The organism is Egicoccus sp. AB-alg2 (genome assembly GCF_041821065.1).
Lineage (GTDB): Bacteria > Actinomycetota > Nitriliruptoria > Nitriliruptorales > Nitriliruptoraceae > Egicoccus.
Genome location: NZ_JBGUAX010000001.1, coordinates 497,234 through 522,851 on the forward strand (window position 1 = coordinate 497,234; position 25,618 = coordinate 522,851).

A 25,618-nucleotide genomic window follows, 5' to 3' on the forward strand; every position below is an offset into this window, starting at 1 on the left:
CGGACGGGTGCGTCTAGTGGTCGGGGAACGGAGCGTCGTTCGTGGGGTTCGCCACGTCGAGCAGGACGGCGTCGCCATCCAACTCGACCGCGAAGGTCGGGATCGGCTTGATCGCCGGCAGCGAGGACGGCCGGCCGTCGTCGAGGTCGAACGAACTGCCGTGCAGGCTGCACTCCACCTCGTTGTCGTAGATGGTCCCGCCGTCGGCGAGCGACCACTCCTGGTGCGAGCAGGTGTCGTGGACGGCCTTGACGGTGTCCCCGAACCGCACGAGGCAGACGGGCACGCCGTCGACCTCGACGCGGTACGGGACCGCGTCCTGGAGCTCGTCCAGGGCGGCGACCTGCTTGGAAACCATCAGTCGTCGCCCTTGAGCTCGTCGCGCAGGGCGGCGTCGTTGATGCCGAGGTGGTCGAGGTCGGTGGCCTCGAGCTCGGCCTCGATGTGGGCCAGGGCCCGCGCCTCGATGCCGGGCAGGTCGACCTCGGTCAGGATCTCGCGGAAGAAGCCGTGGACCAGCATCCGCAGCGCCTGCGGGCGCGGGATGCCGCGCGACTCCAGGTAGAACAGGTGCCGGGCGTCGAGCTGGCCGGTCGCCGAGCCGTGGCCGGCGGTGATGTCGGCGCACTCGATCTCCAGGAACGGCGTCGCGTCGGCGCGGGCGCCCTCCGTGAGGATCAGGCTGCGGTTGTTCTCGTCCGTGGAGGTGCCGACCGCGTCCTTGTGCACGAAGACGTTGCCGCGGAACACGGTCCGGGACCGGCCCTGCAGCGCGCCCTTGTAGAACACGTCCGAGGTCGCCCGCGGCGCGAGGTGCCGGATGTAGGGCTGCAGGTCGAACCACTGGCGCTCGTCGGCGTAGTAGACGCCCAGCGGCCGTACGTCGGCACCGGGGCCGAGCAGGTCGCACTCGGGACGCAGGCGCACGGTGGCGCCGCCGACCACGACGGCGACGTGACGCACCTGCGCGTCGCGGTGGGCGCCGACCTTCTGGAGGGCCAGGTGGCTGACGCCGCTGCCCCACTCGTGGAGGCTGACCAGGTCGACCTGCGAGGCGTCCTGCGCCACCACCTCGACGACCTCGTCGACCAGGGCCGTGGCGCCCTCGTCGGAGGTGTGCTCGAGGTAGATCGTGGCCTTGGCGTGGTGGCCGAGGACGGCCAGGACCCGGGGCAGGTGTGCGCCGTCGCGTGTCACGTGGACGTGGACGCCGATCGGCGCGTCGACCTCGACCTCCGCCGGGACGTGGACGAACACGCCGGCGGTCCAGGCCGCGTCGTTGACGCTGACCGTGCGGTCCTCGTCGGCGCCGGAGCCGTCACCCGAGGTGGTCAGCGCGCCGAGGTGCGTGCGCACCAGGTCCGGGTGCTCGTGCGCCGCGGTGCGCAGGTCGGTGACGACCACGCCCTGCTCGGCGAGCTCGGCCGGGACCACGGCCTCGACGACCTCGCCGTCGACGACGCGGGCCTGGGCGGTCGGCGTCTGGAGGGAGCCCACCAGCGAGTCGGGCGTGCCGGCCTCGACCGGGGCCTCCGCGACCACGGGGTGGCTGACGTCGAACCGCTTCGCGAACGGCGTCGAGCGCCAGAACTCGTCCTTGCGGCTGTCCGGCCAGGCCTGGTCGAGGTAGCGCTTGGTGGCCGCCAGCCGGCGATCGACGAGCCAGTCGGGCTCGCCGGCCGCCAGGCTGCGCACGGCGTCCTCGGTCAACGCGTCGAGGGGGGTCGCCCCAGACGTGGGGCGCTGCTGATCTGCGACGCGGTCCACGGCAGAGACGGTCGCCTCGTGCTCGGGGCGCGTGGTGGAAGGACTCGTCATCCGATGGCGCCTTCCATCTCCAGCGCGATGAGGCGGTTGAGTTCGACGGCGTACTCCATCGGCAGCTCCCGGGCGATCGGCTCGATGAAGCCGCGCACGATCATGGCCGTGGCCTCGTCCTCGTCGATCCCGCGCGACTGCATGTAGAACAGCTGGTCGTCGGAGACCTTCGAGACCGTGGCCTCGTGCTCGATCGTGGCGTCCTCCTGCTCGATCTCCATGTACGGGTAGGTGTCCGTACGCGAGGTGTCGTCGAGCATCAGCGCGTCGCACTTCACCGCGCTGCGGGCGTGGTGGGCGCCCTCCTCGATGCGGACCAGGCCGCGGTAGGAGGTACGGCCGTTGCCCTTCGAGATCGACTTCGACAGGATGTTGGACGTCGTGTACGGCGCGGCGTGGACCATCTTGGCGCCGGCGTCCTGGTGCTGGCCGTCGTTGGCGTACGCGACCGACAGGACCTCGCCCTTGGCACCCTCGCCCGTCAGCCACACGGCCGGGTACTTCATCGTGACCTTGGAGCCGATGTTGCCGTCGATCCACTCCATGGTGGCGTTCTTCTGGGCGACGGCCCGCTTGGTGACCAGGTTGTAGACGTTGGTCGACCAGTTCTGGATCGTCGTGTAGCGGACGCGGGCACGCTCCTTGACGATGATCTCCACGACCGCGGAGTGCAGCGAGTCGGAGCTGTAGATCGGTGCCGTGCAGCCCTCGACGTAGTGCACGTAGCTGCCGGGCTCGGCGATGATCAGCGTCCGCTCGAACTGGCCCATGTTCTGCTTGTTGATGCGGAAGTAGGCCTGCAGCGGGATGTCGACCTCGACACCCTCGGGGATCCAGATGAACGACCCACCCGACCACACGGCGGTGTTGAGCGCGGCGAACTTGTTGTCGTTGGCCGGGATCACCGTCGCGAAGTGCTCGCGGAAGATGTCCTCGTGCTCGTGCAGGGCCGTGTCGGTGTCGAGGAAGATCACGCCCTGCGCCTCGAGGTCCTCGCGGACCTTGTGGTACAGCACGGTCGACTCGTACTGGGCGGCGACGCCGGCGATGAGCCGCTCGCGCTCGGCCTGCGGGATGCCGAGCTTCTCGTAGGTCTCCAGGATCTCCGGCGGCAGCTCGTCCCACGAGTTGGCCTGCTTCTCGCTGGCCTCGACGTAGTAGAAGATGTCGTCGAACTTGATCCCGGACAGGTCCGAGCCCCAGTTGGGCATCGGACGACGCTGGAAGGCGTCGAAGGCGCGCAGGCGCAGGTCGCGCATCCACGAGGGCTCGTTCTTGCGCTCGCTGATGGCGGCGACGGTCTCGCGCGTCAGGCCGGTGCCCGACGTGAAGGCGTAGCCCTCGTCGCTGTCGGACCAGCCGAACTTGTAGTCCGACAGGTCCTGGGCGACGCGGGCCTGCTCTGCGCGGGCCTCGCTGACCGGGAGCTGGATCTCGGTCTGGCTCACAGCTCGTCTCCTCGTCCGGACGGCCCGGACGGCTGGGTTCCTCGGGCTCGGGAGCCCGAGGCGGGGGTGGTCGTGGCGGACGCCGTACGTGGCTGCACGCAGCAGACGCAGGCGCTGCCACCCTCCGCGAGCGTCTCGCGGCGGGAGATCTTCACGTCGCTGCCGAGCACCCGGGCGAAGCCGGCGGCCTCGTAGGCGCACAGCTCCGGGTGTTCCTCGGCGGCGTCCTGGATGGCGCAGTGGTGCTGCTTCAGCGTGAATCCGTCACCGTCGGGGGTGACGGATGCCGCGTAGCCGGCCTCGGAGAGGCGGCTGGCGAGTTGTTGCAGGCGCTCGTGCAGGTCCTCGGCGGTGACGGCGTCGCGCAGGCCCTCGACCTGACGCTGCAGCCGCCAGCGCAGGAACTGGCGCAGCCCGTCGCCGTCCGCCTGGTCGGCCAGGAAGTCGAGCAGTTCGCCGGCGAGCTGGTCGTGGCCCTGCGGGAACAGCCGGCGCGCGTCGGCGGTCAGCGAGTAGCGCGCCGCGGGGCGGCCACGTCCCTGCTTGACCGTCTGGGCGGCGACCAGGCCGTCCTCCTCGAGGACGGTCAGGTGCCGGCGTGTGGCGACCTCAGAGATGTCCAGCGCCCTGGCCAGCTCGGACACCGACGCGTCGCCGTCGCGGCGCAGCACCTGGACGATCGTGGCGCGCTGCTCGCCCAGCAACGACACCAGCGAACGCCCCGCGAGCGGGGTCGTCGTCGTGGCGTCGGTGGACATGGTGGCAGGTCCTCGTCGAGGCGCGGGAGGCGGCAAGGACGTCGCGCGCGGTCTCCCGGCCCGAGCGTCCCGGTGGGAGCGGAGTCATTTACGCAACATCCGTGTTGTGAATAGTAGGGACGAGGTCCGGTCCACGCAAGGTGGCGGGGCGTCCAGCGGCCTCGGCGACCACCGCCCCGCCCGACACGTGAGATGCGTGCATCCCGACCCGCGCTCCGTGCGCGTCGGGATGCACGCATCGAGGCCGCCGGACGCCGCCGTGACCCGCGACGACCGGCGGCCGGGGACGTCAGAAGGCGGGCAGGACGGCGCCCTCGTAGGTCTGGTCGATGAAGTCACGGACCTCCTCGCTGTGGAGGAGGCGCTCGAGTTCCTCGACCCGCGGGTCGGCCTGGTCCCCGTCGCGCACGACGACGAGGTTGGCGTTGGGGTTGCCCTCGGCCGCCTCCAGCGCCAGCGCGTCGTCGGCGGGCACCAGCCCCGCCTCGATCGCGTAGTTGCCGTTGACGACTGCCGCGTCGACGTCCTGCAGCGTGCGGGGCAGCTGGGCGGCCTCGATCTCCGTGATGTCGAGCTCGCGGGGGTTGTCCTGGATGTCCAGCACGGTCGGTGCGGCCTCGCCGGTGTCGGCGAGGTCGATCAGCCCGTTGGCCTCCAGCAGGCGCAGGCCGCGGGCGGCGTTGGCGGGGTCGTTGGCGATGGCGACGGTCGCGCCCGCGGGCAGCTCGTCCAGGCTGGCGTGGCGGTCGGAGTAGATGCCGAGCGGCTCGAGGTGGACGGGCTCGAGCGCGACGAACTCGTAGCCGGCCGTCGCGACCTGTTCCTCGAGGTAGGGCACGGTCTGGAAGTAGTTGGCGTCCAGTTCGCCCTCGGCGAGGGCGACGTTGGGCTGGACGTAGTCGGTGAACTCGACGATCTCCACGTCGAGGCCGGCGTCGGCCGCGAGTTCGTCGGCGACGAATCCGAGGATCTCGGCGTGCGGCACGGGCGAGACGCCGACGCGCAGCGGCGCGTCGGGGTCACCGGCCGCCGACCCGGTCTGGCCGGCGCCGCCGCAGGCGGTCAGTGCGACGGCCGCGGCCAGCGCGGCCGTGAGGGTGCGGAGCGGGGTACGCAAGAGTCGTTCCTTCCGGGGGCGGGAGGGGTCGTGACCGAAGCGGGGTCGGTCAGGAAGAGAGGGTCAGTGGCGCCGCAGGCGGCGCACGAGCAGGTCGCCGACGACCTGCAGGAGTTGGACGACGACGACCAGGAGCACGATCGTGGCGAGCATCACGTCGCCGCGGAAACGCTGGTAGCCGAAGCGGATGGCCACGTCGCCGAGGCCACCGCCGCCGACGACGCCGGCCATGGCCGAGTACCCGACCAGGGCGATGAGCGTCACGGTGAGGCCGGCGACCAGCGACGGCAGTGCCTCGGGCAGCAGGACCTTGGCGATCACCTGGCGGTCCGAGGCGCCCATGGCCAGCGCGGCCTCGAGCTTGCCGGGATGCACCTCGGCCAGCGCGGTCTCGACCAGCCGGGCGTAGAACGGGATGGCGCCGACCGCCAACGGCACGATGGCGGCGGTGGAGCCCAGGGAGGTGCCGACGACCAGCCGCGTGAACGGGATCAGCGCGATCAGCAGGATGATGAAGGGCAGCGACCGCCCGATGTTGACGAACGTGCCGAGCACGCGGTTCGCCAGCGGCTGCGGTCGCAGCCCGCCCGGGCCCGAGGCGACCAGCGCCACCCCCAGCGGCACGCCGAGCAGCAGGCTCACCACCCCGGCCACGCCGACCATGTAGAGCGTCTCGACCGTGGCATCCAGCAGCAGCGGTACGAGCTGACTCATCCCACGACCTCCACCTCGGCGCCGCGGTCGCGCAGGTGGGCGATCGCGGCGGTGGGGTCACCCTCGGGCAGCTGGAGGTGCAGACGCCCGATGCGCAGGCCGGCGATGACGTCGACGCCGCCTCCGACGACGGAGACGTCCAGGTCGAAGCGCCGCACGAGGTCGGCGATGACCGGCTCGCCGACCAGGTCACCGACGAAGCGGACGTCGAGCAGCGTGCCGGGGACCGCATCGACCACCCCGGGGTCGGGTGCGGGCAGCTTCGGCCCCAGGCCGGCGGCCAGCAGCGAGCGCGGCTGGGCCAGCAGGTCGGCGACCCGGCCGGACTCGACCACGCGGCCGCCGGCGAGGAGCACGGCCCGGTCGCAGATGCGCTCCACGACGTGCATCTCGTGGGTGATCAGCAGGACGGTCAGGTCCAGACGGCGGTTGAGGTCGCGCAGCAGGTCCAGGACCTGGTCGGTGGTGTCGGGGTCCAGGGCGGAAGTCGCCTCGTCGCACAACAGCACGTCGGGTTCGGTCGCCAACGCCCGGGCGATCCCGACGCGCTGCTGCTGCCCGCCCGACAGCTGCGACGGGTAGGCGTCGGCACGGTCGGCCAGACCGACGAGGTCGAGCAGTTCGTGCACCCGCTCGCGACGGCGGGCGCGCGGCACACCGGCGACCTCCAGCGGCAGCGCCACGTTGTCGGCGGCGGTTCGCGACGCGAGCAGCGCGAACTGCTGGAAGACGGTGCCGACACGGCGCCGGGCCGCGCGCAGGTCCGCATGCGGCAGGGCGGTCAGGTCGACGCCGCCGATCTCCACCGTTCCCGAAGTGGGGCGCTCGAGCAGGTTGACGCAGCGCAGCAGGGTCGACTTGCCGGCGCCGCTCTGTCCGATGACCCCGCAGACCTCGCCGCGCGCCACCTCGAGGTCGACGTCGGCGAGCGCGACGACGTCCCCGCCCCGAGCGGGGAAGGTCTTGGACACGCGCGAGAGTCGGATCATGCGGTGAACACCTCGAAGGAGGAGCGCGAAGGACGCCGGAGCGACGTCGTTCTGAGGGCGCCGCCGTCGGGCCGGCAGACGTGCGCGACCGGCAGCGTCCGAAGTGACGCGGATCGCCGGTCGCGCGGGGTCGGCAGCGTGTCGCGCCCGGCTGCTTGCCGCCAGCACCTTGGTGCAAACCGTGAGAAGCGGACGGTGGACGTCCGATCGGAGACGTCCACCCTGCGTGCGCACCGCCTCGCCGGCCGCGCCGGCCATCGACGCCCTGTCACCCGCCCGTTAGGGTCGGATCGTCCGCGAATTGGTCGGGAGTCGCCCCCCCGCCGCGCGCCGATGGGCGTCGAGGATGGACCAGGGCGACGACACCGGTCAGCAGCCCACCCATTCCGGGTGGCCCGCGGACGAGGCAGTCATCGGTAGTGAGCGCGAACGGCTCCGCTCCCCAGGAGAGCGTCGAGCCGACCGATGACCGCCGAGGGTCCCGAGAAGACGCGAGGATCGGCCCGGGCGGCCCGGGTCGGCACCACGACCACGACTCGACGCGTCGCTCGGGGCCCTCCTTCGTCGTCTTACGAACGGCCGCCGGTTCCTCGACGACCTGGGCCCCGGGGCTCGTACGGCCGGCGCGGCCAAACCGTCACCTGCAGCCGCCCCGGGCATCGACATCTCGGCAGGCGCCGGAGCGAGGCAGTCTCCGTAGGCTGCTATGGAGGGCGGGCGGGTGAGGCAGCCGGAGGAGACTGGCTCGCGGAGGCGCCGGTCGCGCTGGGGGGACGCCGGGGGACGCCGGGGGCCGCCGACCGTTGGCGGGCTACCGCACGCCCTGGGCGCGGCGGGCGAGCTGCTCCTCGAAGACGTACTGACGCAGTCGCTCGACGACGGTCTTTTCCAGGTCCTCGAACGCGACACCCAGCTCGAGGCCGTCGGGCACCATCGGCACCGCGCGCACGACCCGGCCTGCCGCATCCACCTCGCCGTCGGGCAGTTCCAGGCACAGCGACACTCGCGCGCCGGCTTCCAGGTCCGGGCGCCCCGACACCTCGCAGGCCAGCCCACCCTCGGAGAGGTTGCGCGTCGTGGCCGACAGTTCGTCGGGCCGCTCGACACCGAGGTGCAGCGACAGGCGGGTCTCCAGCCGGAAGGCCGACCGCCGCTGCGAGAGGGCACTGCGCCGCACCGTCAGGTCCCAGGTCGCGATGTCCTGGTCGGTGGTGGCGGTCAACTCCGCCTGGGCCTCGAGGTAGCCGAGCTCGGTCGGCCAGCCGAGGGTCACCCCGCGACCGGGGTCGGGCAGGATCGGCGGACCCATCGGGCGCGTGGGTGCGACGACCACGAGGTCCGGACCGTTCTGGGCCTCCACCCGGCTGCGCCACGCCCGGTCGACGCCGTCGAGCTCGAGGGCGACGACGGTGCCGGCCGTCGGGACGCGCAACGTGCCGTCCGCCGGTGCCGGGGCGGTCGGCGCCGGCCGCGTCGGGCGTCTGCGCAGCATCGGTGTCCCTCCCCATGCCGTTCCCGAGCCGTTCGCGCGACGACTCGAACGCGGGTACTGCGCCGTGTCGGCCGCGGCGTGACGGGCTGAAGCACCCGCTTCCGCGAAACCGCAGCCGCAGCGGCGCGGCATCCGCCCGACCGGGGCGTCACCGCCTCGACACCGGGGGTATCGACGGCGGTCGCTCGGCGAGGCAGAGGGCATCGCACGGTGACGAGCGCCGCTCGCGCGTTTCGTCGCGAGCGCTGGGGATCCCGCCCCGTCCCGCCGACCGGTCCACGACCGAGCGACCGCCGAACTTTCGGGACCTCTTGCCCGGCCGCGCACGCGGATGGCGCTACCGTTTTCCCTAGGCCTGAGAGTGGTTCCCGGCGCTCACGGAACCGCGCTGATGAGGGGCGAAGCACTGATGGGTGTATCGCGAGTCCGGCTAGATGCCGACGTGTTCACGTCGGATGGACAATTGGCCCGCTCCGACGAGCAGGACCTCAGCGAGGCCCTGCAGCACCTCGACGGGCTGCTGCGCGCCGCGAACGCGTTGCTGGCCGCCAGCGGGCACGCGCCCGGCGTCGTCGACTGCCGTGCGGCGGGCTGCCTGCTGGCCGGGGTCGCCGACGGGCCGGCCCTCTGCCGCCTCGCGCACCGGCTGATCGGCGATCGACCGGACCCCGCCACCACCTCCCCCGTCCTGGGTGCCGCCGTGGCGCACTTCCGTGCCGCGTTGCCGCTGGCGATGGACGCGGTGCGCGCGTGCCGGCAGACCGCCCACCCGAACGGCGCGTGCTGGTTCTCGCCGAACCACCGTGCCGACGCTTGTGGCGCCGTCCTCCGGTTGGCTCACGAGCTCTGCTGAGCCACGAGCTCCCTCGAGGTCCCGAGCGGAGCAGCGAGCGCGGCGCCCATGGGCGGTGGGCGGACGAAGCGGACCGAACGGACGGGGCGTGACCGTCCCGGACCGGGCAGGCTGTGACGATGCCGGCGCGACCGGCCGAATGGGGCGTCAAGGTGAGGGGCATGCGGGAGTCGTTCGAGGGGCAGCAACGACGGGTACGGCAGCGGCCGGACGAGCGACGAGCCGTCGAGGCCCACCGTGAGCACGTGGTCTCCCGTCTGCTGCAGCACGGGCTGTCGCCCCGCGCCCTGCGTCTGCTGCTGCCCGAGTGGCACCCGCTGATCGAACGCGTGGCGTCCCAGCGACCCGCGGCACTCGTCGCCGCGGACGCGGCCCGCTGACCTGCCGGAGCGCCCGGGGCGACCCCGGGCCGACGGCGGCGGCGTGCCATCCTGCGCGGGTGGGCCTTCGTGGCTCGCACGTACCCCGCGACGGACGAGGCAGGCATGCGCGACACGCCCTTGCAGGGCCGCACGGTCCTGATCACCGGTGGCTCCCGTGGCCTGGGCGCCGCCACCGCCCGGCGGGTGGCCGCCCTGGGGGCGCGTGTCGTGATCACCTACCGCGAGCGGGCGCAGGACGCCGCCGCCGTGGTCGCTGCCTGCGAGGCCCGGACCCGCGGTGCCCGGGCCGAGCAGCTCGACCTGCGCGAGGAGGACAGCGTCCGGGACCTGTTCTCGCGGCTGGAGGCGCGCGGCGACGATCTGGACGTGGTGATCGCCAACGCGGCCGCGACCGCGTTCAAACCGCTGCTGGAGGTCAAGCCCCACCAGCTCGACAAGACCTTCGCCATCTCCGTGCGCCACTTCCTGCTCACGGTGCAGCTGGCGTTCCCCTTCCTGCAGCGTCGCGGCGGACGCGTCGTGGCCGTCTCGGGCGCCGACACCGTCGGCTACCTCCCCGGGCACGGGCTGCTCGCCGCCGCGAAGGCCAGCATGGAGACGATGGTGCGCTACCTCGGCTGCGAACTCGGCCCCCACGGCGTGACGGCCGTCGGCGTCCTGCCCGGCTACGTCGACACGGCCTCGATCCGCATGATGGCCGGGCCGTACCACGACAAGCTCGTCGCCGCCGAGGAACGGACGCATCCGCTGCGCACGGCTGCCAGCCCGGACGACGCCGCCGAGGTGATCGCGATGCTGTGCCGCGACGAGGCCCGCTGGCTCAACGGCCAGATCGTGCAGAACGACGGGGGCGGCCTGTTCGCGGCGCTCGGCCGGTTCGGACAGGCCTGGGCGATGGTGCCGGACGACGCCGCGCCCCCGGATGCCAGCGACGCGCCGATGCTGCGGGAGTGAGCGCCCTCAGCCCCGCACGGCCTGCTCCAGACGCCACGCGAGGCCCGTCCGGCGGTCGCTGGGCCGGTCGTGCCGCGCCGCCACGCGCAGCGCCTCCGCCTGCCCGACCACGATGAGCGCCCGCTGGGCCCGGGTGATGGCGGTGTAGACGAGGTTGCGCCACAGCATCGTGCGGTGCGAGCCGTCACAGACCAGCACCACGACCGGCCACTCCCCGCCCTGCGACTTGTGCACGGTCACGGCCCAGGCCGCCACCAGGTCGCGTGCCTGGTCGCTGTCGTAGGTGACCTCGCCTCGAGGGAACGCGACGCGCAGTGTCTTGCCCCGCCGGCTGAGGTCCACGACCCGACCGACGTCCCCGTTCGCGACATCGAGTTCGGGATCGTTCCGGGTCTGCATCACGCGGTCGCCGACGTGGAACCCGGCGACGCTCGGCCGGCCCTCGGCAGGATTCAGCCGCTCCTTCAGCGCCGCGTTGAGCGCGTCGACGCCGGCCGGGCCGCGGTACATGGGCGCGAGCACCTGCACGTCGTCGACCTCGACGTCGAAGTACGACGGGACGCGCTCGGCGACCGCCTGCACGACCCGGGGAACGATCGCCTGGCGGCGCGGTTCCTCCGCGAGGAAGACGTCGCCGTCCACGCCGCGCAGTACGCCGACCTCACCTGCGAGCACCTCGCGCGCCAGCCCGACGATGCGGCTGCCCGCGGCCTGCCGGTGGATCTCGGTGAGCTCGGTCGACGGCACGACGCTGCTGCGCAGCACGTCGCGCAACACGTCGCCGGGTCCCACCGACGGCAGCTGGTCCGGATCGCCGACCAGCAGCAGGTGCGACCCCTCGTCGACGGCGCGGACCAGTCGACCGGCGAGCCAGGTGTCGCACATCGACACCTCGTCGACCACGAGCAGGTCCTGGGGCAGCCGCTCGTGCTCGCCGTAGCGGAACGCGAAGCCGCCCCCGTTGACGGGGCGCGCCTCCAGGAGGCGGTGCACGGTCGTGGCGGAGCGCCCGACCAGCTCCTCCAGACGCTTGGCCGCCCGCCCGGTCGGGGCGCACAGCGCCACCTCGAGGTCCGCGGCCTCCGCCGCGCGCACCACCTCCTGCACCGTCCGGGTCTTGCCGGTCCCGGGCCCGCCGGTCAGCACCGACACGGGGCTCGCGAACACGGCCCGCACGGCCGCCGCCTGTCCGGCGGTGAGCTCGTCGGAGGGCTCGACCGCGTCCAGGTGCCCGCGCAGCCGCGAGCGGGCGGTCGTGAGCAGCCGCGTGAGCCCTTCGGCCAGGTCGCGTTCGGCCTCGAAGCCCGCCGGCGTGGACACCACCGGTGTGCCCGCGACCTCCTCGACCTCGAGGGTGCCGTCGGCCACGGCGGCGTCGATGCCCGAGCCGGCCAGGATGGCGTCGACACGCAGCAACTGCATCGCCGCCCGGACGCAGTCCTCACGGGGCAGGTGCTGGTGCCCGTCGCTGCGGCGTGCGGCGGCGACCGCGGCCCTGGCACCCGCCGCCAGGCGCCGCGGGTCGCTGGGCGCGATGCCACGTGCGCGGCCGAGCGCGTCGGCATGAGCGAAGCGGACCCGCTCGGCGTCCAGCAGCCGGTAGGGATCCTCGCGGGCGAGCCGGGCGCTGTCGGACCCGAAGCGCGCGTGGGCGGAGCGCACCGCGTCCATCGGCCAGCCGGCGGGCTCGACGAGCCGCACCAGCTCACCGAGGACCTGGCCGGTCATCCAGGCGTCGTGCAACGCCGCGGCGTCGTCGGGGTCGAGGCCGGCCTCGCCGACGAGGCGGGCGACCTCGTGCTCGATGACCCGGCCCGCGCCCGCACCGAAGGTGGTCAGCACCCGCATCCGGGCCTTCTCCGGCACGTGCTCGAACCGGTCGGAGGCGAGGAAGCTGCGCAGCCCGGCCACCGAGGACGGCGCGACCTGCTCGTAGTAGACGCTCTCGAACGTGCGTCCGTACCGGGGATGGTCGCGCCACCGGCCGACGAGGGTCAGGGTCTGCCCCTCGACGACGTCCGACAGCGGCCCGGTGCAGCGTGCCCCGCCCTCGCCCTCCAGGGCGAACTCGACCACGCCGAACCCCGTGTCGGCATCGGCGTAGACGACGCCGAGCACCTCGCCGGTGATGCGTTCGTCGGCCAGCAGGTTCCCGCTAGCGGCCATCGGGTCGCTCCGGCTCGGTGCTGGCAGCGGCGTCCGACTCGGTCGTGGCCGGGCGGGCCACGGACCACCGCAGGCGCCCCCGGGCACTCAACTGGTCCAACAAGGTCGCCGGCACCTCGATGCGTGCCGGTGGCGTCGCCCCGGCGTCGGCGTGGCCGGCCAGGATCGCCTCGGACAGGGCGACCACGGCGTCCACGCCCAGCCCGACGACGTCGCGTCCGTAGGCCCAGGCCCGCGCCACCTCGCCGGCCGTCCCGCGGCTCTCCACCACGCATGCCCAGCGGGGTGCGGCCGCCCCCTCGACGGGCTCGTCCCCGCGCTCCCACCGGCGCTGGACGACCGCGCGCAGCCATGGGGCCCGCACGGCGTTGGCGGTGCCCTGCAACAGTTCGGCCCGCCACGCGCTGACGGCGAGATAGGTCCGAGCCACGCGCAGGCCGGGCGCGTAGCGCTGGACGGCGAGCGGGTCCGGCCCCGGCACGGCGGCGGCGTGCGCCGGTCCGATGGGCCGGGGGAACCACGCCAACCGCCTGGCCTCGCCGGCAAGCTCCTCGGTGTGTCGACCGTCGAGCAGCACCGGCATCGGCCGCGCCAGCACACCCGCGGCCCGGCCACGCAACCCCGGCGCGACGGCCTTCCGCCATCCGCCGCGGTCGGGGAACGCCCACGTGACGTGCACCTCGACCGGGCCGCGGACGGCCGCGAGCGCCGTCGCCGCGAGGAGGTCGCCCACGGCGCTGCCAGCGGCCGGCACCACGACCACCCCGGCCTGCCGCGCCAGCCCGTCGAGTCCGTCGTAGGCCACCTCCGCGACCACCGCGTCGGTGCCGGCGTCGACCGCGTGCAGGCCGCGGCGGGCGGCTTCGCCCAGGAGCTCGGCCCGCCGGTCGGGATCGCGCACGGCCACGACGGCGAGGTCGGCGTCGGCCGCCGCCGCGAGGTCCGCGGCTCCGGTCACGAGGTGGCCACGCTCCCCCAACGCACGCACCAGCCGGCGGCCGGTGAGCCCACCGGCGCCCAGCACGGTGATCGTGCCCACCCTGACACTCCTGCCCGCTCCGACACGGCGCGCCGCCCGGCGCACCACCCGTCGCACGACGGTCGGGCGAGGAGGCTACGGCGGGACGGCGGCGCGCGCCGCACCGGGGTGCCACGTGTCGTGGATGCGTGACTCGGACGACCCCGGGTGCGAGGATGCACGTCCGCGCTTGCCACCCTCCAAGAGGCCGACGGTGCTGCCACCGACCCCTGTTCCCGTGCCGACCGACGGGTCGGTGCTGGTGCGTGTGACGGCCCACGACCATTCCTGGGCCCGTCGCCTGCCGCCGGTTCCGGACGGGCGCGTCCTGACCGTCACGGTGGGGCACCCCGACCTGCTGCCCGTCGCCGTGGACGACCTCGTCAGCGGCGGCTACCGCATCGCCGGCGTGGCCGCGGCCCACCGACCGGTCGGGCGCAACGTGGACGTGCTCGTCCCGGGTGAGCTGCGGCGGGCGCACCTGGGCTGGTGGGAGCAGCTGCTGGTTGGCGCCGAACGCGTCTTCGACCTGCGGCTCGGACCGGTCGCCCGGGTGCTGGCGGCCGAGCTGGACCTCCACCTGCGGGCCATGGCCGCCGGCTGATCCGGACGGTGGCCGCGTGGCAGCGCGTGGCCACGTGCACGCCTCGTACCGTGCGGGCAGACGTTCACCGGCAGGAGGGCGACACATGGCACGCGGGTCGAGACGCCAACTCGACGACTGGCGCAACCGCGCCGCTCGCGCGCTGGCGACCGACGCGTCGCCCGTCGCGGTGACCTGGCCGCGGCGGCTGGCCTGGGTCGGCGTCGGCGTGGGCGTGGGTGCGGCCGCGTCGAAGACGCGGCTGCTGCGGCGCCTGCCGCTGCGCACGATCGGCCGGGTCGCGACCACGCCGGTGACCACGACGGTGCGCGAGGTCGGCCGGGCCGCCGCCTCCCCGCGGCAGGAGTCCGACGAACTGGTCGACCGGGCCGGCGCCGCCGTCGACGCGGTGACCGGGCTCGTCGACGCCTTCCGCGACCGCCGTCGCGACCAGCACTGATCTCGGCCGCGCCACCGGCCGGAGACGGCGGCGTCCCGGCGCCCTGAACCGACGCCGCTTCGGGGCCGGCACTGGCAGGCCCGACCCTGCTGCGCGCGCGATCGAGCAGAGTGCTTGCACTTGTTAGCGATGATGCGTACGCTTGCAAGCAAGCAGGCAACCGCCGCGAACGCTCGAACGAGGAAGTCCCGCCATGGCCACGACCGCCAAGAAGACGGCGAAGAAGACCGCCCGCAAGAAGACCGCTGCCAAGCGTACGACCGCCGCGGCCACGCAGCCCGTGCAGCCCGCCGAGCGCGAGCCCAAGGCGCTGCTCGAGGACGCCGGCTACGCCGCTGCCGGCCTGGCCCACGACGTCGTCGAACTCGCACGCGCCCTGCCGACGCGCCTGGAGGCCGTCCGCGCCGAGGACCTGCGCGGGCGCGTCGCCAAGGACGTCGAGGCACGTCTCGCGCAACTCACCACGCTGATCGACAAGAAGGCCGCCGAGGGCCGCAAGGTCACCGCCGACGTCCGCAGGGACGCCCGCGTCGCCCGCCTCCTCGAGCAGACCGGCACCACCCGCTCGCAGGTCAAGGCCGCCGTCACCTCCGTGCGCAAGACCGCGGACGTGACCGTCGCCGCCGGACGCAACGCCGGACGCCGTCAGGCCGAGCTCGCCGCCAGCCAGCTCAAGGCCGCCGCGACCTCGCTGCGCCGCTCGGGCGAGACGGTCGTCGACGCCGCCGCCGAGACCACCCAAGACTGACACCACGCCCACCTGGCATCCGACCTCGCGGCGAGTGGCATCTCCCCCCGCACGCCGTCGCCGCGGGACAACGCGCCGGCCCTCCCCTGCTCCCGGGGAGGGCCGGCGGCGTTCGTGCACACGGGAACCCCCGCCGCGGCGGTAGTAGCCTCGCCCCTCCCCGTTCCCCGACGTGCCCGGAGCCCGGCGTGAGCCTCCACGACTCGATCGAGACCGACCTGCGCACGGCCATGAAGGCGCGCGACAAGGAACGCACCTCCGCCCTGCGCATGGCGGTCGCGGCGCTGAAGAACCGTGCCGTCGCCGATGGGCACGGCCCGCAGGGCCGGCTCGACGACGAGGTCGTGCAGCAGGTGCTGGCCTCGGAGGTCAAGCGCCGCCGCGAGGCCGCGACCGCCTTCCGCGACGCCGGTCGCACGGAGTCGGCGAGCAAGGAGGAGGCCGAGGCCGCCGTCTACGAGGCGTACCTGCCCCAGCAGCTCGGCGACGACGAACTCGCGGCCGTCGTGGACCAGACCATCGCCGAGCTGGGCGCGCAGGGTCCGCAGCAGATGGGACAGGTCATGAAGGCCGTCATGCCGAAGGTGCAGGGCCGCGCCGACGGCGCCCGCGTCTCCGCACTGGTCAAGCAGCGGCTGGCATAGGGCGAGCGTTTAGGCTGCGCGACATGGACATCCTGCGCAGCACCCTGGACCCCCATTCGGACCGCTTCCGGGCCAACCGTGAGCATCACCTGGCGCTGGTCGAGGACCTGCGCCGACGGCTGGACGCGGCCGCGGCCGGCGGCCCCCCGCACGCCCGCGAACGGCACGTCGCCCGCGGCAAGCTGCTGCCGCGCGACCGGGTCGAGGCGCTGCTCGACCCCGCGACCCCGTTCCTCGAGCTCTCGCCGCTGGCCGCCCACGGCATGTACGACGACGAGGCGCCGGGGGCGGGGGTCATCACGGGCATCGGCACGATCGCCGGCACGGAGTGCGTGATCGTCGCCAACGACGCGACCGTCAAGGGCGGCACCTACTACCCCATCACGGTGAAGAAGCACCTGCGGGCGCAGGAGGTCGCGCAGCACAACCGGTTGCCGTGCGTCTACCTCGTCGACTCCGGCGGCGCGTTCCTGCCGCGCCAGGACGAGGTGTTCCCCGACCGCGAGCACTTCGGCCGGATCTTCTACAACCAGGCCACGTTGTCGGGCGCCGGCCTGCCGCAGATCGCGGTGGTGATGGGTTCGTGCACGGCCGGCGGGGCCTACGTGCCGGCGATGAGCGACGAGACCATCATCGTCAAGGACCAGGGCACGATCTTCCTCGGCGGCCCGCCGCTGGTGAAGGCGGCGACCGGCGAGGTGGTCAGCGCCGAGGAGCTCGGCGGTGGTGACCTGCATGCCAGGACCTCGGGCGTGGTCGACCACCTCGCCGTCGACGACCGTCACGCGCTGCAGCTGGCCCGCGACGCCGTCGCGCACCTCAACCGGGTGAAGCAGGTCCCGGTCACCGTGGCGGCGCCCGAACCACCGAAGTACGACCCGTCGGAGCTGTACGGGCTGCTGCCGACCGACCTGCGCCAGCCCTACGACGTGCGCGAGGTCATCGCCCGCGTCGTCGACGGCTCCCGGTTCCACGAGTTCAAGCCCCTGTACGGCGACACGCTGGTGACCGGCTTCGCGCGCATCCACGGCTACCCGGTCGGGATCGTCGCCAACAACGGCATCCTCTTCCGCGAGTCGGCCCTCAAGGGCGCGCACTTCGTCGAGCTGTGCAACCAGCGCGGGGTACCGCTGGTGTTCCTGCAGAACATCACCGGTTTCATGGTCGGCCGCGAGTACGAGGCCGGCGGCATCGCGAAGGACGGCGCGAAGATGGTCACCGCCGTGGCCTGCTCGACCGTCCCGAAGCTCACCGTCGTCATCGGCGGGTCGTTCGGCGCCGGCAACTACGCGATGTGCGGGCGGGCCTACTCGCCCCGGTTCCTGTGGATGTGGCCGAACGCGCGGATCTCGGTGATGGGCGGCGACCAGGCCGCCAACGTGCTGGCCACGGTGCGCCGCGACGGTCTGGAGGCGCGCGGCGAGGCGTGGTCCGGGGCCGACGAGGACGCCTTCAAGGCCCCGATCCGTGACCAGTACGAGACGCAGGGCCACCCGTACTACGCCACGGCCCGGCTCTGGGACGACGGCGTCATCGACCCGGCGCAGACCCGCGACGTGCTGGGGCTCGGGCTCTCGGCGGCGCTCAACGCGCCGATCGAGCGGCCCAGCTACGGCGTGTTCCGGATGTGACACCAGGTGCCCGCCGGCGAACGGTCGGCGGGCACGGGTGCGCGTGGACGCGCGTCAGCGGTGGATCGGGATGACCTGCACGCTGCGGGCCGACCCGTCGGCGGCGTCCTCCCAGTACACCTCGAGGGAGCCGCGCTGGAAGCCCTCCGGCAGCGCGACGGTCTCCCGGAACTCGCCGACGCAGCCGCTGCCGCAGGTCGCGGTCACGAAGCCGGGTTCGCCGACCTCGGGGCCGTTCTCCGCCCGGAACCGGTACAGCACGGTCGCCTCGTACACGTTGGCACAGCCGACGAGGTCGACGGCGTCACCGACGTCCTGGGCCGGCACCGGCGAGACGACCTCGACGAACGCCTCGCCGGTGCGATCCTGGTGGCCGGCGCACGGGTCGGCGAGGGCGGCCGGGTCCGGCGTCCACACCGGGTCGCCCGCCGCGTCGCGCTCGCCCTCTTCCTCGACGACCACCGGGGGCGAGACCTCCTCGCGCCGCGGTTCGCGCTCGACCTCGTCGTCGGTGCCGCCTGACGGGCTTCGTTCCGGGCTCGGCGTGTCGTCGTCGGCGGTGTCGCGCGAAGGCGCATTGGGGCCCGCGGCCGTGTCCGGGTCGTCGGTGGGCGCCGGGGCAGGATCGGTCGTCGGCGCAGGTTCGGGGGACAGCGGCTGGACATCGACCCCGGTGACGCCGGTGAGCAGGTTCGTCACGCCGAGGCCGCCGACCACCAGCACCAGGGCCGCGGTGCCGCCCGCGACGGCGTGACGGGCGCGGCGACGACGCCGGCCGCGCCGCCACAGGCCGTCGACGTCGATCGGTGCGTTCGGCTCCCCCGCCGTGTCGCCCAACAGGCGGTCCAGGTCAACGGACATCGGTGTGCTCCTCCTGTGGGTCGGCCATCTCCAGGTGACGGCGCATCGCGTCCCGGGCGCGGTGCAGTTGCTGCCGGATCGCCTCCGCGGAGGCCCCTTCGTGGTCGCCGATCTCCGCGGCGCTCCACCCCAGCACGTGGCGGAGCACCAGCACGCGGCGCTGCCGTGCCGACAGGGCGGCCAGCGCCTCGCGCACCAGCAGCGACGTGGCGGTGTCCGGCTCGTGGTGGACGTCGTCGCGCGCGACCCGCGACCTCGCGCGGCGCTCGAGGCGCCGCCGCCGAAGCTGTGAGCTGGCGAGGTTGATGGCGACCCGGTGGGCCCAGCCGCCGGGCGAGGCCAGCGTGCTCACCCGTTCCCAGTGGCTACAGGCGCGCACCAGCGCCTCCTGCGCGATCTCCTCGGCGACGGCGCGGTCGTCGAGCAGCAGCTCCACCGCCCGTACCAGCCGGGGACGCTCCCGGTGCACGAAGGCGACCAGCTCCGCCGGAGCACTCACCCGCCACCTCCTTCGACGTCGTTCGTGCCCATCACACGCACGGGCCCGCGGCAGCGTGACAGACCGGACCGTGCCCGTGCGCCAGCTGCGCGCCCGAAGGCGGCGCCGTGGCCAGCGTCCACGTCGTGACGGCATGCCGCGTTGGGTCCGTCACCGGCGTCGCGAGTAGCGTCCCGGCCGGCGCCGACCAGGGAGACCGCCGTGACCGATGCCCTGCTCATCGACCGTGACGACCGTGGCGTCGTCACGCTCACGCTGAACCGCCCGGAGGTGCGCAACGCGTTCGATCCCGGGCTCATGAGCGCCATCCGTCGCGCGGTGGAAGAACTGGCCACCGATCCCGACGTCCGCGTCCTCGTCATCACCGGGGCAGGCGAGGTGTTCTCCGCCGGTGCCGACCTGACCTGGATGTCATCGGTGATGGACTACTCGTTCGAGGAATCGGTCGCCGACTCGCGTCACTTCGAGGCCATGCTCCGTGCGGTCGACGAGTTCCCGGCGCCGGTGGTCGCCCGCGTCAACGGGCACGCCATCGGCGGCGCCGCTGGACTGCTCGGTTGCGTGGACGTCGCCATCGCCGTCCGTGGCGCCAAGCTGGCCTTCACCGAGGTCCGCGTCGGGATCGCGCCCGCGATGATCTCCGCCTACGTGCAGCCTCGGATCGGCGTTCGGCACGCCCGGCGCTACTTCCTGACCGGGGAGCGGTTCGACGCCGACCGGGCCCTGCACATCGGGTTGGTCAGCGACGTGTGTGCGCGCGAGGACCTCGACGCGACCGTCGGCGACGTCGTCGCCCAACTGCTGGCCGCCGCGCCGGGTGCGCAGCGGGAGACCAAAGCGCTGATCCGCGAAATCGATCGTCTCGACCGCGAGGCATCGCAGGACCTGCGGCTGGAGCTCATCGCACGGCTGCGGGCCGGCGAGGAGGGGCAGGAGGGCATGCGCGCGTTCTTCGACAAGCGGCCCGCCCGGTGGGTGCCCACCGGGACCTGAACGCCGGCGGCGACCCGGGGGCGTTCGCCGCGTGCGCGTCCGGGCGTCGGACGCTCAGGCCCAGGCGACGCCGTCGAGGTCGCGCGGACGCGAGGCCCGCCGGACCCAGGCGCCGAAGGCCTCCTCCAGCGCACGCAGGACGCCCCACGTGCCGACGATGGCGACAGCGATCAGTCGCAGCAGATGCAGCATCCAGGGTCTCCGGTCCGAGGTCACCGAGCGTATCGACTGGGCACGCCGGTGTTCTCGGAAACGGGTGGATCAGCCGAGAACGAGCGGGACCGCGGTGAGGTACTCGCGCGAACCGTCGGCGGCGCTCTCCGAGAACACGTGGAGCTCGGCGAACGGCTCGCCCTCGGCCGCCGTCAGGTCGAGCTCCTCACGGAACGCACCGACGCATCCGCTGCCGCACTCGGCGGTCGTGAAGCCCTCGTCGAGCAGGCGGCCGTCCCCGTCGTAGAGCTCCCACTGGACGTTGGCCTCGAACACGTTCGAGCAGCCGACCAGTTCGACGGCACCGAGGTCCTCGACCTGCTGCTCGGCAACCGGGGAGACGACCTCGATGAACGCGTCGCCCTCACGGCCCTGGTGGTCTGCGCAGGGATCCTCGAGCGCGGCGGGATCGGGGGTCGCACCGTTGGCGTCGTCACCGGCCTGGGCGTCGTCGTCGGCCGTGTCGTCCGTGCCGTTGTCGGCCTCCTGGGCCGGCTCCTCGACGTCGTCGGCGGTGTCACCCTCGGTCTGCGGCTCGGGCTCGTCGGCCTCGTCCGCCTCGGTCTCCGGCTCGGCGGGCTGCTCGTCGGCGGGCTCGGTCGGGTCGACAAGGCTCGGCTCGGAGCCCCCCTGGCCGCCACAGGCAGCCAGGAGCAGGGCCAGGGTCACGACCGCGGAACGCAGGACCGGACGACGCACACGAACCTCCTCGAGGGGCTACGACCAGGGGTCGGCCGCATGGTGCCAGACCCCAGCGACGGGCCGCACCGGCCGACTGCCCGTGCGCGTGCAGCACGCGACCCGTGGCCGGGGGGAACCCGCCTCGCGCTGGTAGCGTCCGCGCCCTGACGGGCCGGGTGACGTACGGGAGAAGCGGATGCTGCGACGCGTCCTGGTGGCCAACCGAGGCGAGATCGCCCGCCGGGTGATCCGCTCCTGTCGCGCGCTCGGGGTGGAGACCGTCGCCGTCCACAGCGACGCCGACGCCGGCGAGCCACACGTCCGGGAGGCCGACCGAGCGGTGCGGCTCGGCCCCGCGCCGGCGGCCGAGTCCTATCTCGCCATCGAGCGGGTCGTCGACGCCGCCCGGCGCAGCGGCGCGGACGCCGTCCACCCCGGCTACGGCTTCCTGTCGGAGAACCCGACGTTCGCCCAGGCGGTGCAGGACGCCGGCCTCGTCTTCGTCGGCCCCTCCCCCGACGTCCTGCGGCTGATGGGCGACAAGGCCGCCGCCAAACAACACCTCGAGGCCGCCGGGGTCCCGGTCGTGCCCGGCGTCCACGACGCCTCGCTGGCCGACGACGCGCTGCTCAAGGCCGCCGACCAGGTCGGCTTCCCGCTGCTGGTCAAGGCCGTCGCTGGCGGCGGCGGCAAGGGCATGCGCACGGTCCACGACCCGGACGCGCTCCCAGAGGCGCTGGCGGCCGCCCGACGCGAAGCGCGTGCGGCCTTCGGCGACGACCGGGTCATCCTCGAGCGGCTGGTGTCCCGGCCGCGGCACATCGAGATCCAGGTCTTCGGTGACCAGCACGGCAACGTGGTGCACCTGCTCGAACGCGAGTGCTCCGTTCAGCGCCGCCACCAGAAGGTCATCGAGGAGGCTCCTTCGCCGGCCCTCGACGAGCGGCTGCGCGAGCGCATGGGGACGGCCGCGGTCGCGGCGGCGCGCTCGGTCGCCTACGAGGGCGCCGGGACGGTGGAGTTCCTCGTCGCCGGTGACACGCTCGACCGCGACGAACCGGAGTTCTTCTTCCTGGAGATGAACACCCGCCTGCAGGTCGAGCACCCCGTCACCGAGCTGGTCACCGGCCTCGACCTGGTCGCCCTGCAGCTGCAGGTCGCAGCCGGCGAACCGCTGGGCTTCGGGCAGGACGACGTGCGTGCCGACGGGCACGCCATCGAGGCCCGCCTGTACGCCGAGGACCCCGTGCGACAACTGCCGCAGACCGGTCCCGTCCTGCGGCTGGTCGTGCCCGACGGCGAAGGCCACCGCGCCGACCTCGGCATCGAGGAAGGCAGCACGGTCGGGCGCCACTACGACCCGATGCTCGGCAAGCTGATCGTCCACGCCACCGACCGTGCCACCGCCTGCCGCCGGCTGGCCGACCTGCTGGCGACGACACAGATCCATGGCGTCACGACCAACCTCGACCTGCTGCACGCCATCGTCGACCACGACGCGTTCGTCGCCGGCGACCTGACGACGGCGTTCCTCGACGAGCACCTCGGCGGCTGGAGCCCGGCGCCCACGCCGCCGGGCGCGCACGCGGCCGCGGTCGCGGCGCTGGCGGCCACGTCGCGCACCGCGCCGGCCGGGGATCCCCACCGGCCCTGGGACACCCTGGGTCCCGTCCGCCTCGGCGGCGCGGGTGGGTGGCCCGTGACCCTGGCCGACGACCTCGCGAACGAGACGGTGACGCTGCGGGTGGCACGGTCCGCCGAGGGTCTGCGCATCGACACCGGCGACGGCACCGTCCTGCCTCCCACCGACGGTGCGGACGCCGCGGCCACGGTGCGGACCGTCGAGGGGCGCACCGAGGTGTGGGTGAGCACCGCCGGAACCACCCGCCGCCTGACGCTGGTGCCGGCGACCCGGCACGCCGACCCGGCCGAGCTCGCCGGCGGGGCCGCGTTCGCCTCACCGATGCCCGGCTCGGTCATCGCGGTGCCGGTCGAGGTCGGTGCGACGGTGGCCGCCGGCACGACCCTGGTCGTGGTGGAAGCCATGAAGATGGAGCACCCGGTGACCGCGCCGTCGGACGGCACGGTGGTGGCGGTGCACGTCGGCGTCGGCGACGCCGTGGAGGCGGGCGCGCCGCTGCTGGCGTTCGAACCGGCGGCCGGAGCCGACGCCTGATCACGAGGAGAGCCGGGATGCGACTGCCCGAGCGCGTCACCATCGTCGAGGTCGGCCCCCGCGACGGGCTGCAGAACGAGCCCGGCACGGTGCCGACCGACGTGAAGATCGCGTTCGTCGACCGGCTGGCGGCCACCGGGCTGCCGGTCGTCGAGGCGACCTCGTTCGTGCACCCGAAGTGGGTCCCGCAGCTGGCCGACGCCGCCGAGGTGCTGGGCGGCATCACCCCCGTCGACGGTGTGCGCTACCCCGTGCTGGTGCCGAACGAGACCGGGCTGGAGCGGGCACTGGCCCGCGGAGCCGGCGAGGTGGCGGTCTTCGGCGCGGCGTCGGAGGCGTTCAGCGCCAAGAACCTCAACCGCACCATCGACGAGTCGCTGGACATGTTCCGGCCCGTCGTCGCCCGGGCCCGGGCGGCCGGCGTACGCGTGCGCGGCTACGTCTCCACCGTCTGCGGGTGCCCGTACCAGGGCGAGGTCCCGGTCGCGGACGTCGTCCGCATGACGGTCGCGATGCTGGAGCTCGGCTGCGAGGAGATCTCGCTCGGCGACACCATCGGCGTCGGCACGCCCGGTCAGGTCCAGGACCTGCTGGAGGCGGTGACCGCCCACGCCCCCGTGGAGCGGCTGGCCGTGCACATGCACGACACCTACGGGCAGGGGCTGGTCAACACGCTGGCGGCCTTCGAGACCGGCGTCACGATCGCCGACAGCTCGGCCGGCGGCCTCGGCGGCTGCCCCTACGCACCGGGCGCCAAGGGCAACCTCGCGACCGAGGACCTCGTCTACGCGCTGCACGGCTCGGGGGTCCGGACCGGCGTGGACCTGGACGCGCTCGTGGACACGACCGCCTGGATGGCGCAGCAGCTGGGCCGCCCACCGGTGTCCCGCGTGGCCGAGGCGATCCTGGCCAAGCGTCAGCGCTGACGAGCGGGCGTACCGGGATGCGCGTCGCGCGCCGTGTCCGCGGCGGCCAGCGCGGCCGCACCGAGCCGGTCGAGGCCGGCGTCGAGGTCGCCGAGTCGTAGCGTCACCAGCGCGCCGTCGGCGGCCCGCGCCCACGCCGACGCGACCGCCAGCGGATGCCCTGGATCGTCCGGCCACCCGACCACCCCCAGCGGCACCGGCAGGGCCGCGACCTCGTCCAACGTCGGCGCCTCGCCCCCGTCGAGGGCGAGCAACGCGGCGGCCAGGCTGGCCGGGTCGTGACGCGGATAGTCGATCAGCAGCGTGGTCCGCAACCAGCCCGGCATCGCGGTGTCGGCCCGCAGCCGGGCGACGAGCCCGGCGACGCCGACCGTCCGGATCTCGTCCGCGATGGCGGCGTGCGGGCCCTCGCCGACGCGCGCCCGGCCGCTCCACGCGGGCAGGCAGGCGACGACGGCGTCCGCGGCGAGATCCGTGCTCGCCGCGGCGCGCACGACGGCGTGGGCTCCCAGCGACACGCCGACGAGCAGGCTCGGTGCGACTCCCAGCGCCGCGACGACGGCGGTGAGGTCCGCGACGTGGCGGTCCAGCGTGTGTGCCTCGGGGCGGGCCACGGACGAGGACTGGCCGTGGCCGCGCTGGTCGTAGGTGACCAGTCTCCGGCCGCTGGCGAGCACCGGCGACGCGAAGGCCGCCGCCGTGAAGCGGGCCGACGAGCCGACGCCATGGGCGACCACGACCGGCGGCGCGGCGGGGCCACCCACCTCGACGACGGCCAGCCGGCAGCCGTCGGGGGCGACCACCTCGGTCCGCCGGCCCGCCGGTGGGGTCACTGCACCGTGCCCAGTAGCTCGGCGAGGTTGCGGGTGTTCAGCTCGGACAGGACCCGCCCGACCATGCGCCCGTCGGTGTCGAAGGCGACGGTGGTCGGCAACCCGCGCGCACCGACCTGGTAGGCGACCTGGTCGAACTCCTCGTCGTGCAGGGCGGGGAACTCGATGCCGAAGCGGTCGACCGCGGCCTCGGCGTCGTCGTAGGCGTCCATGCTGGCGACCCCGAGGAAGGCGATGTCGGGGTTGGCGGCCGCGGTCTCGTTGAGCAGCGGGATCTCCCGCTCGCACGGCGCGCACCAGCTGGCCCAGAGGTTCACGACGACCGGGCGGCCCTCGGCGTTCTCGCGGGCCACCCAGCCCGCCACCTGCTCCCACGTCGCGGACACGAGCGGTCCGTCGCGCGGCGGCAGCTCGCCGGTCACCTCCACGTCGCCGACGTCCAGACCGACGTCACCGGGCAGCGTGGCGCCGCCCTGCGGGGGCGGTTCGCCGAACTCCAGCGGCTCGCCGGCGTCGTCGAACGTCAGGATCGAGAAGACGGCGACGGCCACGATCACGACGACGGCCGCGACGGGCAGCAGCACCCGGGTGCGCACGTGCAGGTACCTCGCGGTCGGACGGGACGGGCGGCGCTCACCGTATCGCGACGGCGTCGCCTGT

27 protein-coding genes are annotated in these 25,618 nt (G+C 73.8%); 11 read left to right on the plus strand and 16 right to left on the minus strand.

From position 1 onward, the window contains the following. Positions 1 to 13: 13 nt before the first annotated feature. The 8 genes from ACERM0_RS02335 to ACERM0_RS02370 all read right to left on the minus strand — a co-directional run bounded on the left by ACERM0_RS02335 (position 14) and on the right by ACERM0_RS02370 (position 8,336). On the minus strand, positions 14 to 358 hold the full coding sequence (locus ACERM0_RS02335; protein WP_373676884.1) for a Rieske (2Fe-2S) protein: 345 nt from the start codon (positions 356 to 358) through the stop codon (positions 14 to 16). Next, positions 358 to 1,767, minus strand: coding sequence for a Fe-S cluster assembly protein SufD (gene sufD, locus ACERM0_RS02340; RefSeq protein ID WP_373676885.1), 1,410 nt, complete (start codon positions 1,765 to 1,767; stop codon positions 358 to 360). Before sufD ends, ACERM0_RS02335 begins: the two co-directional genes overlap by 1 nt. A 47-nt stretch (positions 1,768 to 1,814) precedes the next feature. Further along, positions 1,815 to 3,197, minus strand: a complete 1,383-nt coding sequence (gene sufB / locus ACERM0_RS02345; RefSeq protein ID WP_373676958.1) for a Fe-S cluster assembly protein SufB — start codon at positions 3,195 to 3,197, stop codon at positions 1,815 to 1,817. Between the two features lie 65 nt (positions 3,198 to 3,262). Further along, entirely contained in the window at positions 3,263 to 4,024 is a 762-nt protein-coding gene (locus ACERM0_RS02350) for a helix-turn-helix transcriptional regulator (protein WP_373676886.1), read from the minus strand. Between the two features lie 289 nt (positions 4,025 to 4,313). Continuing rightward, a complete protein-coding gene (locus ACERM0_RS02355; protein WP_373676887.1) occupies positions 4,314 to 5,141 on the minus strand; it encodes a MetQ/NlpA family ABC transporter substrate-binding protein in 828 nt (275 codons plus the stop codon). A gap of 63 nt (positions 5,142 to 5,204) precedes the next feature. Then, the gene (locus ACERM0_RS02360; protein WP_373676888.1) at positions 5,205 to 5,855 is read right to left on the minus strand and encodes a methionine ABC transporter permease; all 651 of its coding nucleotides are present in this window, start codon (positions 5,853 to 5,855) and stop codon (positions 5,205 to 5,207) included. After that, positions 5,852 to 6,844, minus strand: a complete 993-nt coding sequence (locus ACERM0_RS02365) for a methionine ABC transporter ATP-binding protein (protein WP_373676889.1) — start codon at positions 6,842 to 6,844, stop codon at positions 5,852 to 5,854. Before ACERM0_RS02365 ends, ACERM0_RS02360 begins: the two co-directional genes overlap by 4 nt. 811 nt (positions 6,845 to 7,655) lie before the next feature. Then, positions 7,656 to 8,336, minus strand: a complete 681-nt coding sequence (locus ACERM0_RS02370) for a flagellar brake protein (RefSeq protein WP_373676890.1) — start codon at positions 8,334 to 8,336, stop codon at positions 7,656 to 7,658. A 409-nt stretch (positions 8,337 to 8,745) separates the two neighbouring features. Here ACERM0_RS02370 and ACERM0_RS02375 point away from each other — a divergent pair, with 409 nt between their 5' ends. The 3 genes from ACERM0_RS02375 (at position 8,746) to ACERM0_RS02385 (ending at position 10,526) form a co-directional block, all read left to right on the plus strand. Next, positions 8,746 to 9,189, plus strand: coding sequence for a hypothetical protein (locus ACERM0_RS02375; protein ID WP_373676891.1), 444 nt, complete (start codon positions 8,746 to 8,748; stop codon positions 9,187 to 9,189). Positions 9,190 to 9,350: 161 nt separating this feature from the next. Beyond that, positions 9,351 to 9,569 carry a hypothetical protein gene (locus ACERM0_RS02380; RefSeq protein WP_373676892.1) on the plus strand — a complete coding sequence of 73 codons (219 nt, stop codon included), beginning with the start codon at positions 9,351 to 9,353 and terminating at the stop codon, positions 9,567 to 9,569. 105 nt (positions 9,570 to 9,674) lie between these two features. Continuing rightward, on the plus strand, positions 9,675 to 10,526 hold the full coding sequence (locus ACERM0_RS02385) for an SDR family NAD(P)-dependent oxidoreductase (protein ID WP_373676893.1): 852 nt from the start codon (positions 9,675 to 9,677) through the stop codon (positions 10,524 to 10,526). A 6-nt stretch (positions 10,527 to 10,532) separates the two neighbouring features. On the opposite strand, the gene ACERM0_RS02390 is transcribed toward ACERM0_RS02385, so the two are convergent. Both ACERM0_RS02390 and ACERM0_RS02395 read right to left on the minus strand, forming a co-directional pair. After that, complete coding sequence (locus tag ACERM0_RS02390) at positions 10,533 to 12,692, minus strand: AAA family ATPase (protein ID WP_373676894.1); 2,160 nt, start codon at positions 12,690 to 12,692, stop codon at positions 10,533 to 10,535. Beyond that, positions 12,682 to 13,731 (minus strand): hypothetical protein, encoded by a 1,050-nt coding sequence (locus tag ACERM0_RS02395; protein WP_373676895.1) that lies wholly within the window; start codon positions 13,729 to 13,731, stop codon positions 12,682 to 12,684. The genes ACERM0_RS02390 and ACERM0_RS02395 overlap by 11 nt, the downstream gene beginning before the upstream one ends. 217 nt (positions 13,732 to 13,948) lie before the next feature. Here ACERM0_RS02395 and ACERM0_RS02400 point away from each other — a divergent pair, with 217 nt between their 5' ends. From ACERM0_RS02400 to ACERM0_RS02420, 5 genes are all read left to right on the plus strand, one after another. After that, positions 13,949 to 14,314 (plus strand): hypothetical protein, encoded by a 366-nt coding sequence (locus tag ACERM0_RS02400; RefSeq protein ID WP_373676896.1) that lies wholly within the window; start codon positions 13,949 to 13,951, stop codon positions 14,312 to 14,314. Between the two features lie 85 nt (positions 14,315 to 14,399). Further along, positions 14,400 to 14,753: a hypothetical protein gene (locus tag ACERM0_RS02405; protein ID WP_373676897.1), complete on the plus strand. Its 354-nt coding sequence runs from the start codon at positions 14,400 to 14,402 to the stop codon at positions 14,751 to 14,753. Positions 14,754 to 14,946: 193 nt separating this feature from the next. Next, entirely contained in the window at positions 14,947 to 15,501 is a 555-nt protein-coding gene (locus ACERM0_RS02410) for a hypothetical protein (RefSeq protein WP_373676898.1), read from the plus strand. A gap of 188 nt (positions 15,502 to 15,689) precedes the next feature. Continuing rightward, the gene (locus tag ACERM0_RS02415; protein WP_373676899.1) at positions 15,690 to 16,145 is read left to right on the plus strand and encodes a GatB/YqeY domain-containing protein; all 456 of its coding nucleotides are present in this window, start codon (positions 15,690 to 15,692) and stop codon (positions 16,143 to 16,145) included. A gap of 23 nt (positions 16,146 to 16,168) precedes the next feature. Beyond that, positions 16,169 to 17,776 (plus strand): carboxyl transferase domain-containing protein, encoded by a 1,608-nt coding sequence (locus ACERM0_RS02420; RefSeq protein WP_373676900.1) that lies wholly within the window; start codon positions 16,169 to 16,171, stop codon positions 17,774 to 17,776. A 54-nt stretch (positions 17,777 to 17,830) separates the two neighbouring features. Here the strand turns inward: ACERM0_RS02420 and ACERM0_RS02425 are convergent, their stop codons facing one another. Continuing rightward, entirely contained in the window at positions 17,831 to 18,637 is an 807-nt protein-coding gene (locus tag ACERM0_RS02425; protein ID WP_373676901.1) for a Gmad2 immunoglobulin-like domain-containing protein, read from the minus strand. Further along, positions 18,627 to 19,136, minus strand: a complete 510-nt coding sequence (locus ACERM0_RS02430; RefSeq protein ID WP_373676902.1) for an RNA polymerase sigma factor — start codon at positions 19,134 to 19,136, stop codon at positions 18,627 to 18,629. Before ACERM0_RS02430 ends, ACERM0_RS02425 begins: the two co-directional genes overlap by 11 nt. Positions 19,137 to 19,337: 201 nt before the next feature. On the opposite strand from ACERM0_RS02430, the gene ACERM0_RS02435 reads away from it, so the two are divergent. After that, a complete protein-coding gene (locus ACERM0_RS02435) occupies positions 19,338 to 20,129 on the plus strand; it encodes an enoyl-CoA hydratase-related protein (RefSeq protein ID WP_373676903.1) in 792 nt (263 codons plus the stop codon). Between the two features lie 54 nt (positions 20,130 to 20,183). On the opposite strand, the gene ACERM0_RS02440 is transcribed toward ACERM0_RS02435, so the two are convergent. Then, entirely contained in the window at positions 20,184 to 20,321 is a 138-nt protein-coding gene (locus tag ACERM0_RS02440; RefSeq protein ID WP_373676904.1) for a hypothetical protein, read from the minus strand. Positions 20,322 to 20,390: 69 nt separating this feature from the next. Beyond that, the gene (locus ACERM0_RS02445; RefSeq protein WP_373676905.1) at positions 20,391 to 21,041 is read right to left on the minus strand and encodes a Gmad2 immunoglobulin-like domain-containing protein; all 651 of its coding nucleotides are present in this window, start codon (positions 21,039 to 21,041) and stop codon (positions 20,391 to 20,393) included. 178 nt (positions 21,042 to 21,219) lie between these two features. On the opposite strand from ACERM0_RS02445, the gene ACERM0_RS02450 reads away from it, so the two are divergent. Then, positions 21,220 to 23,199, plus strand: a complete 1,980-nt coding sequence (locus tag ACERM0_RS02450; RefSeq protein ID WP_373676906.1) for a biotin carboxylase N-terminal domain-containing protein — start codon at positions 21,220 to 21,222, stop codon at positions 23,197 to 23,199. A 17-nt stretch (positions 23,200 to 23,216) separates the two neighbouring features. Further along, positions 23,217 to 24,125, plus strand: coding sequence for a hydroxymethylglutaryl-CoA lyase (locus ACERM0_RS02455; RefSeq protein WP_373676907.1), 909 nt, complete (start codon positions 23,217 to 23,219; stop codon positions 24,123 to 24,125). Here the strand turns inward: ACERM0_RS02455 and ACERM0_RS02460 are convergent. Both ACERM0_RS02460 and ACERM0_RS02465 read right to left on the minus strand, forming a co-directional pair. Further along, positions 24,116 to 24,958: an alpha/beta fold hydrolase gene (locus ACERM0_RS02460; protein ID WP_373676908.1), complete on the minus strand. Its 843-nt coding sequence runs from the start codon at positions 24,956 to 24,958 to the stop codon at positions 24,116 to 24,118. The genes ACERM0_RS02455 and ACERM0_RS02460 overlap by 10 nt on opposite strands. Then, a complete protein-coding gene (locus ACERM0_RS02465; RefSeq protein ID WP_373676909.1) occupies positions 24,955 to 25,554 on the minus strand; it encodes a TlpA family protein disulfide reductase in 600 nt (199 codons plus the stop codon). The genes ACERM0_RS02460 and ACERM0_RS02465 overlap by 4 nt, the downstream gene beginning before the upstream one ends. Between the last annotated feature and the right edge of the window lie 64 nt (positions 25,555 to 25,618).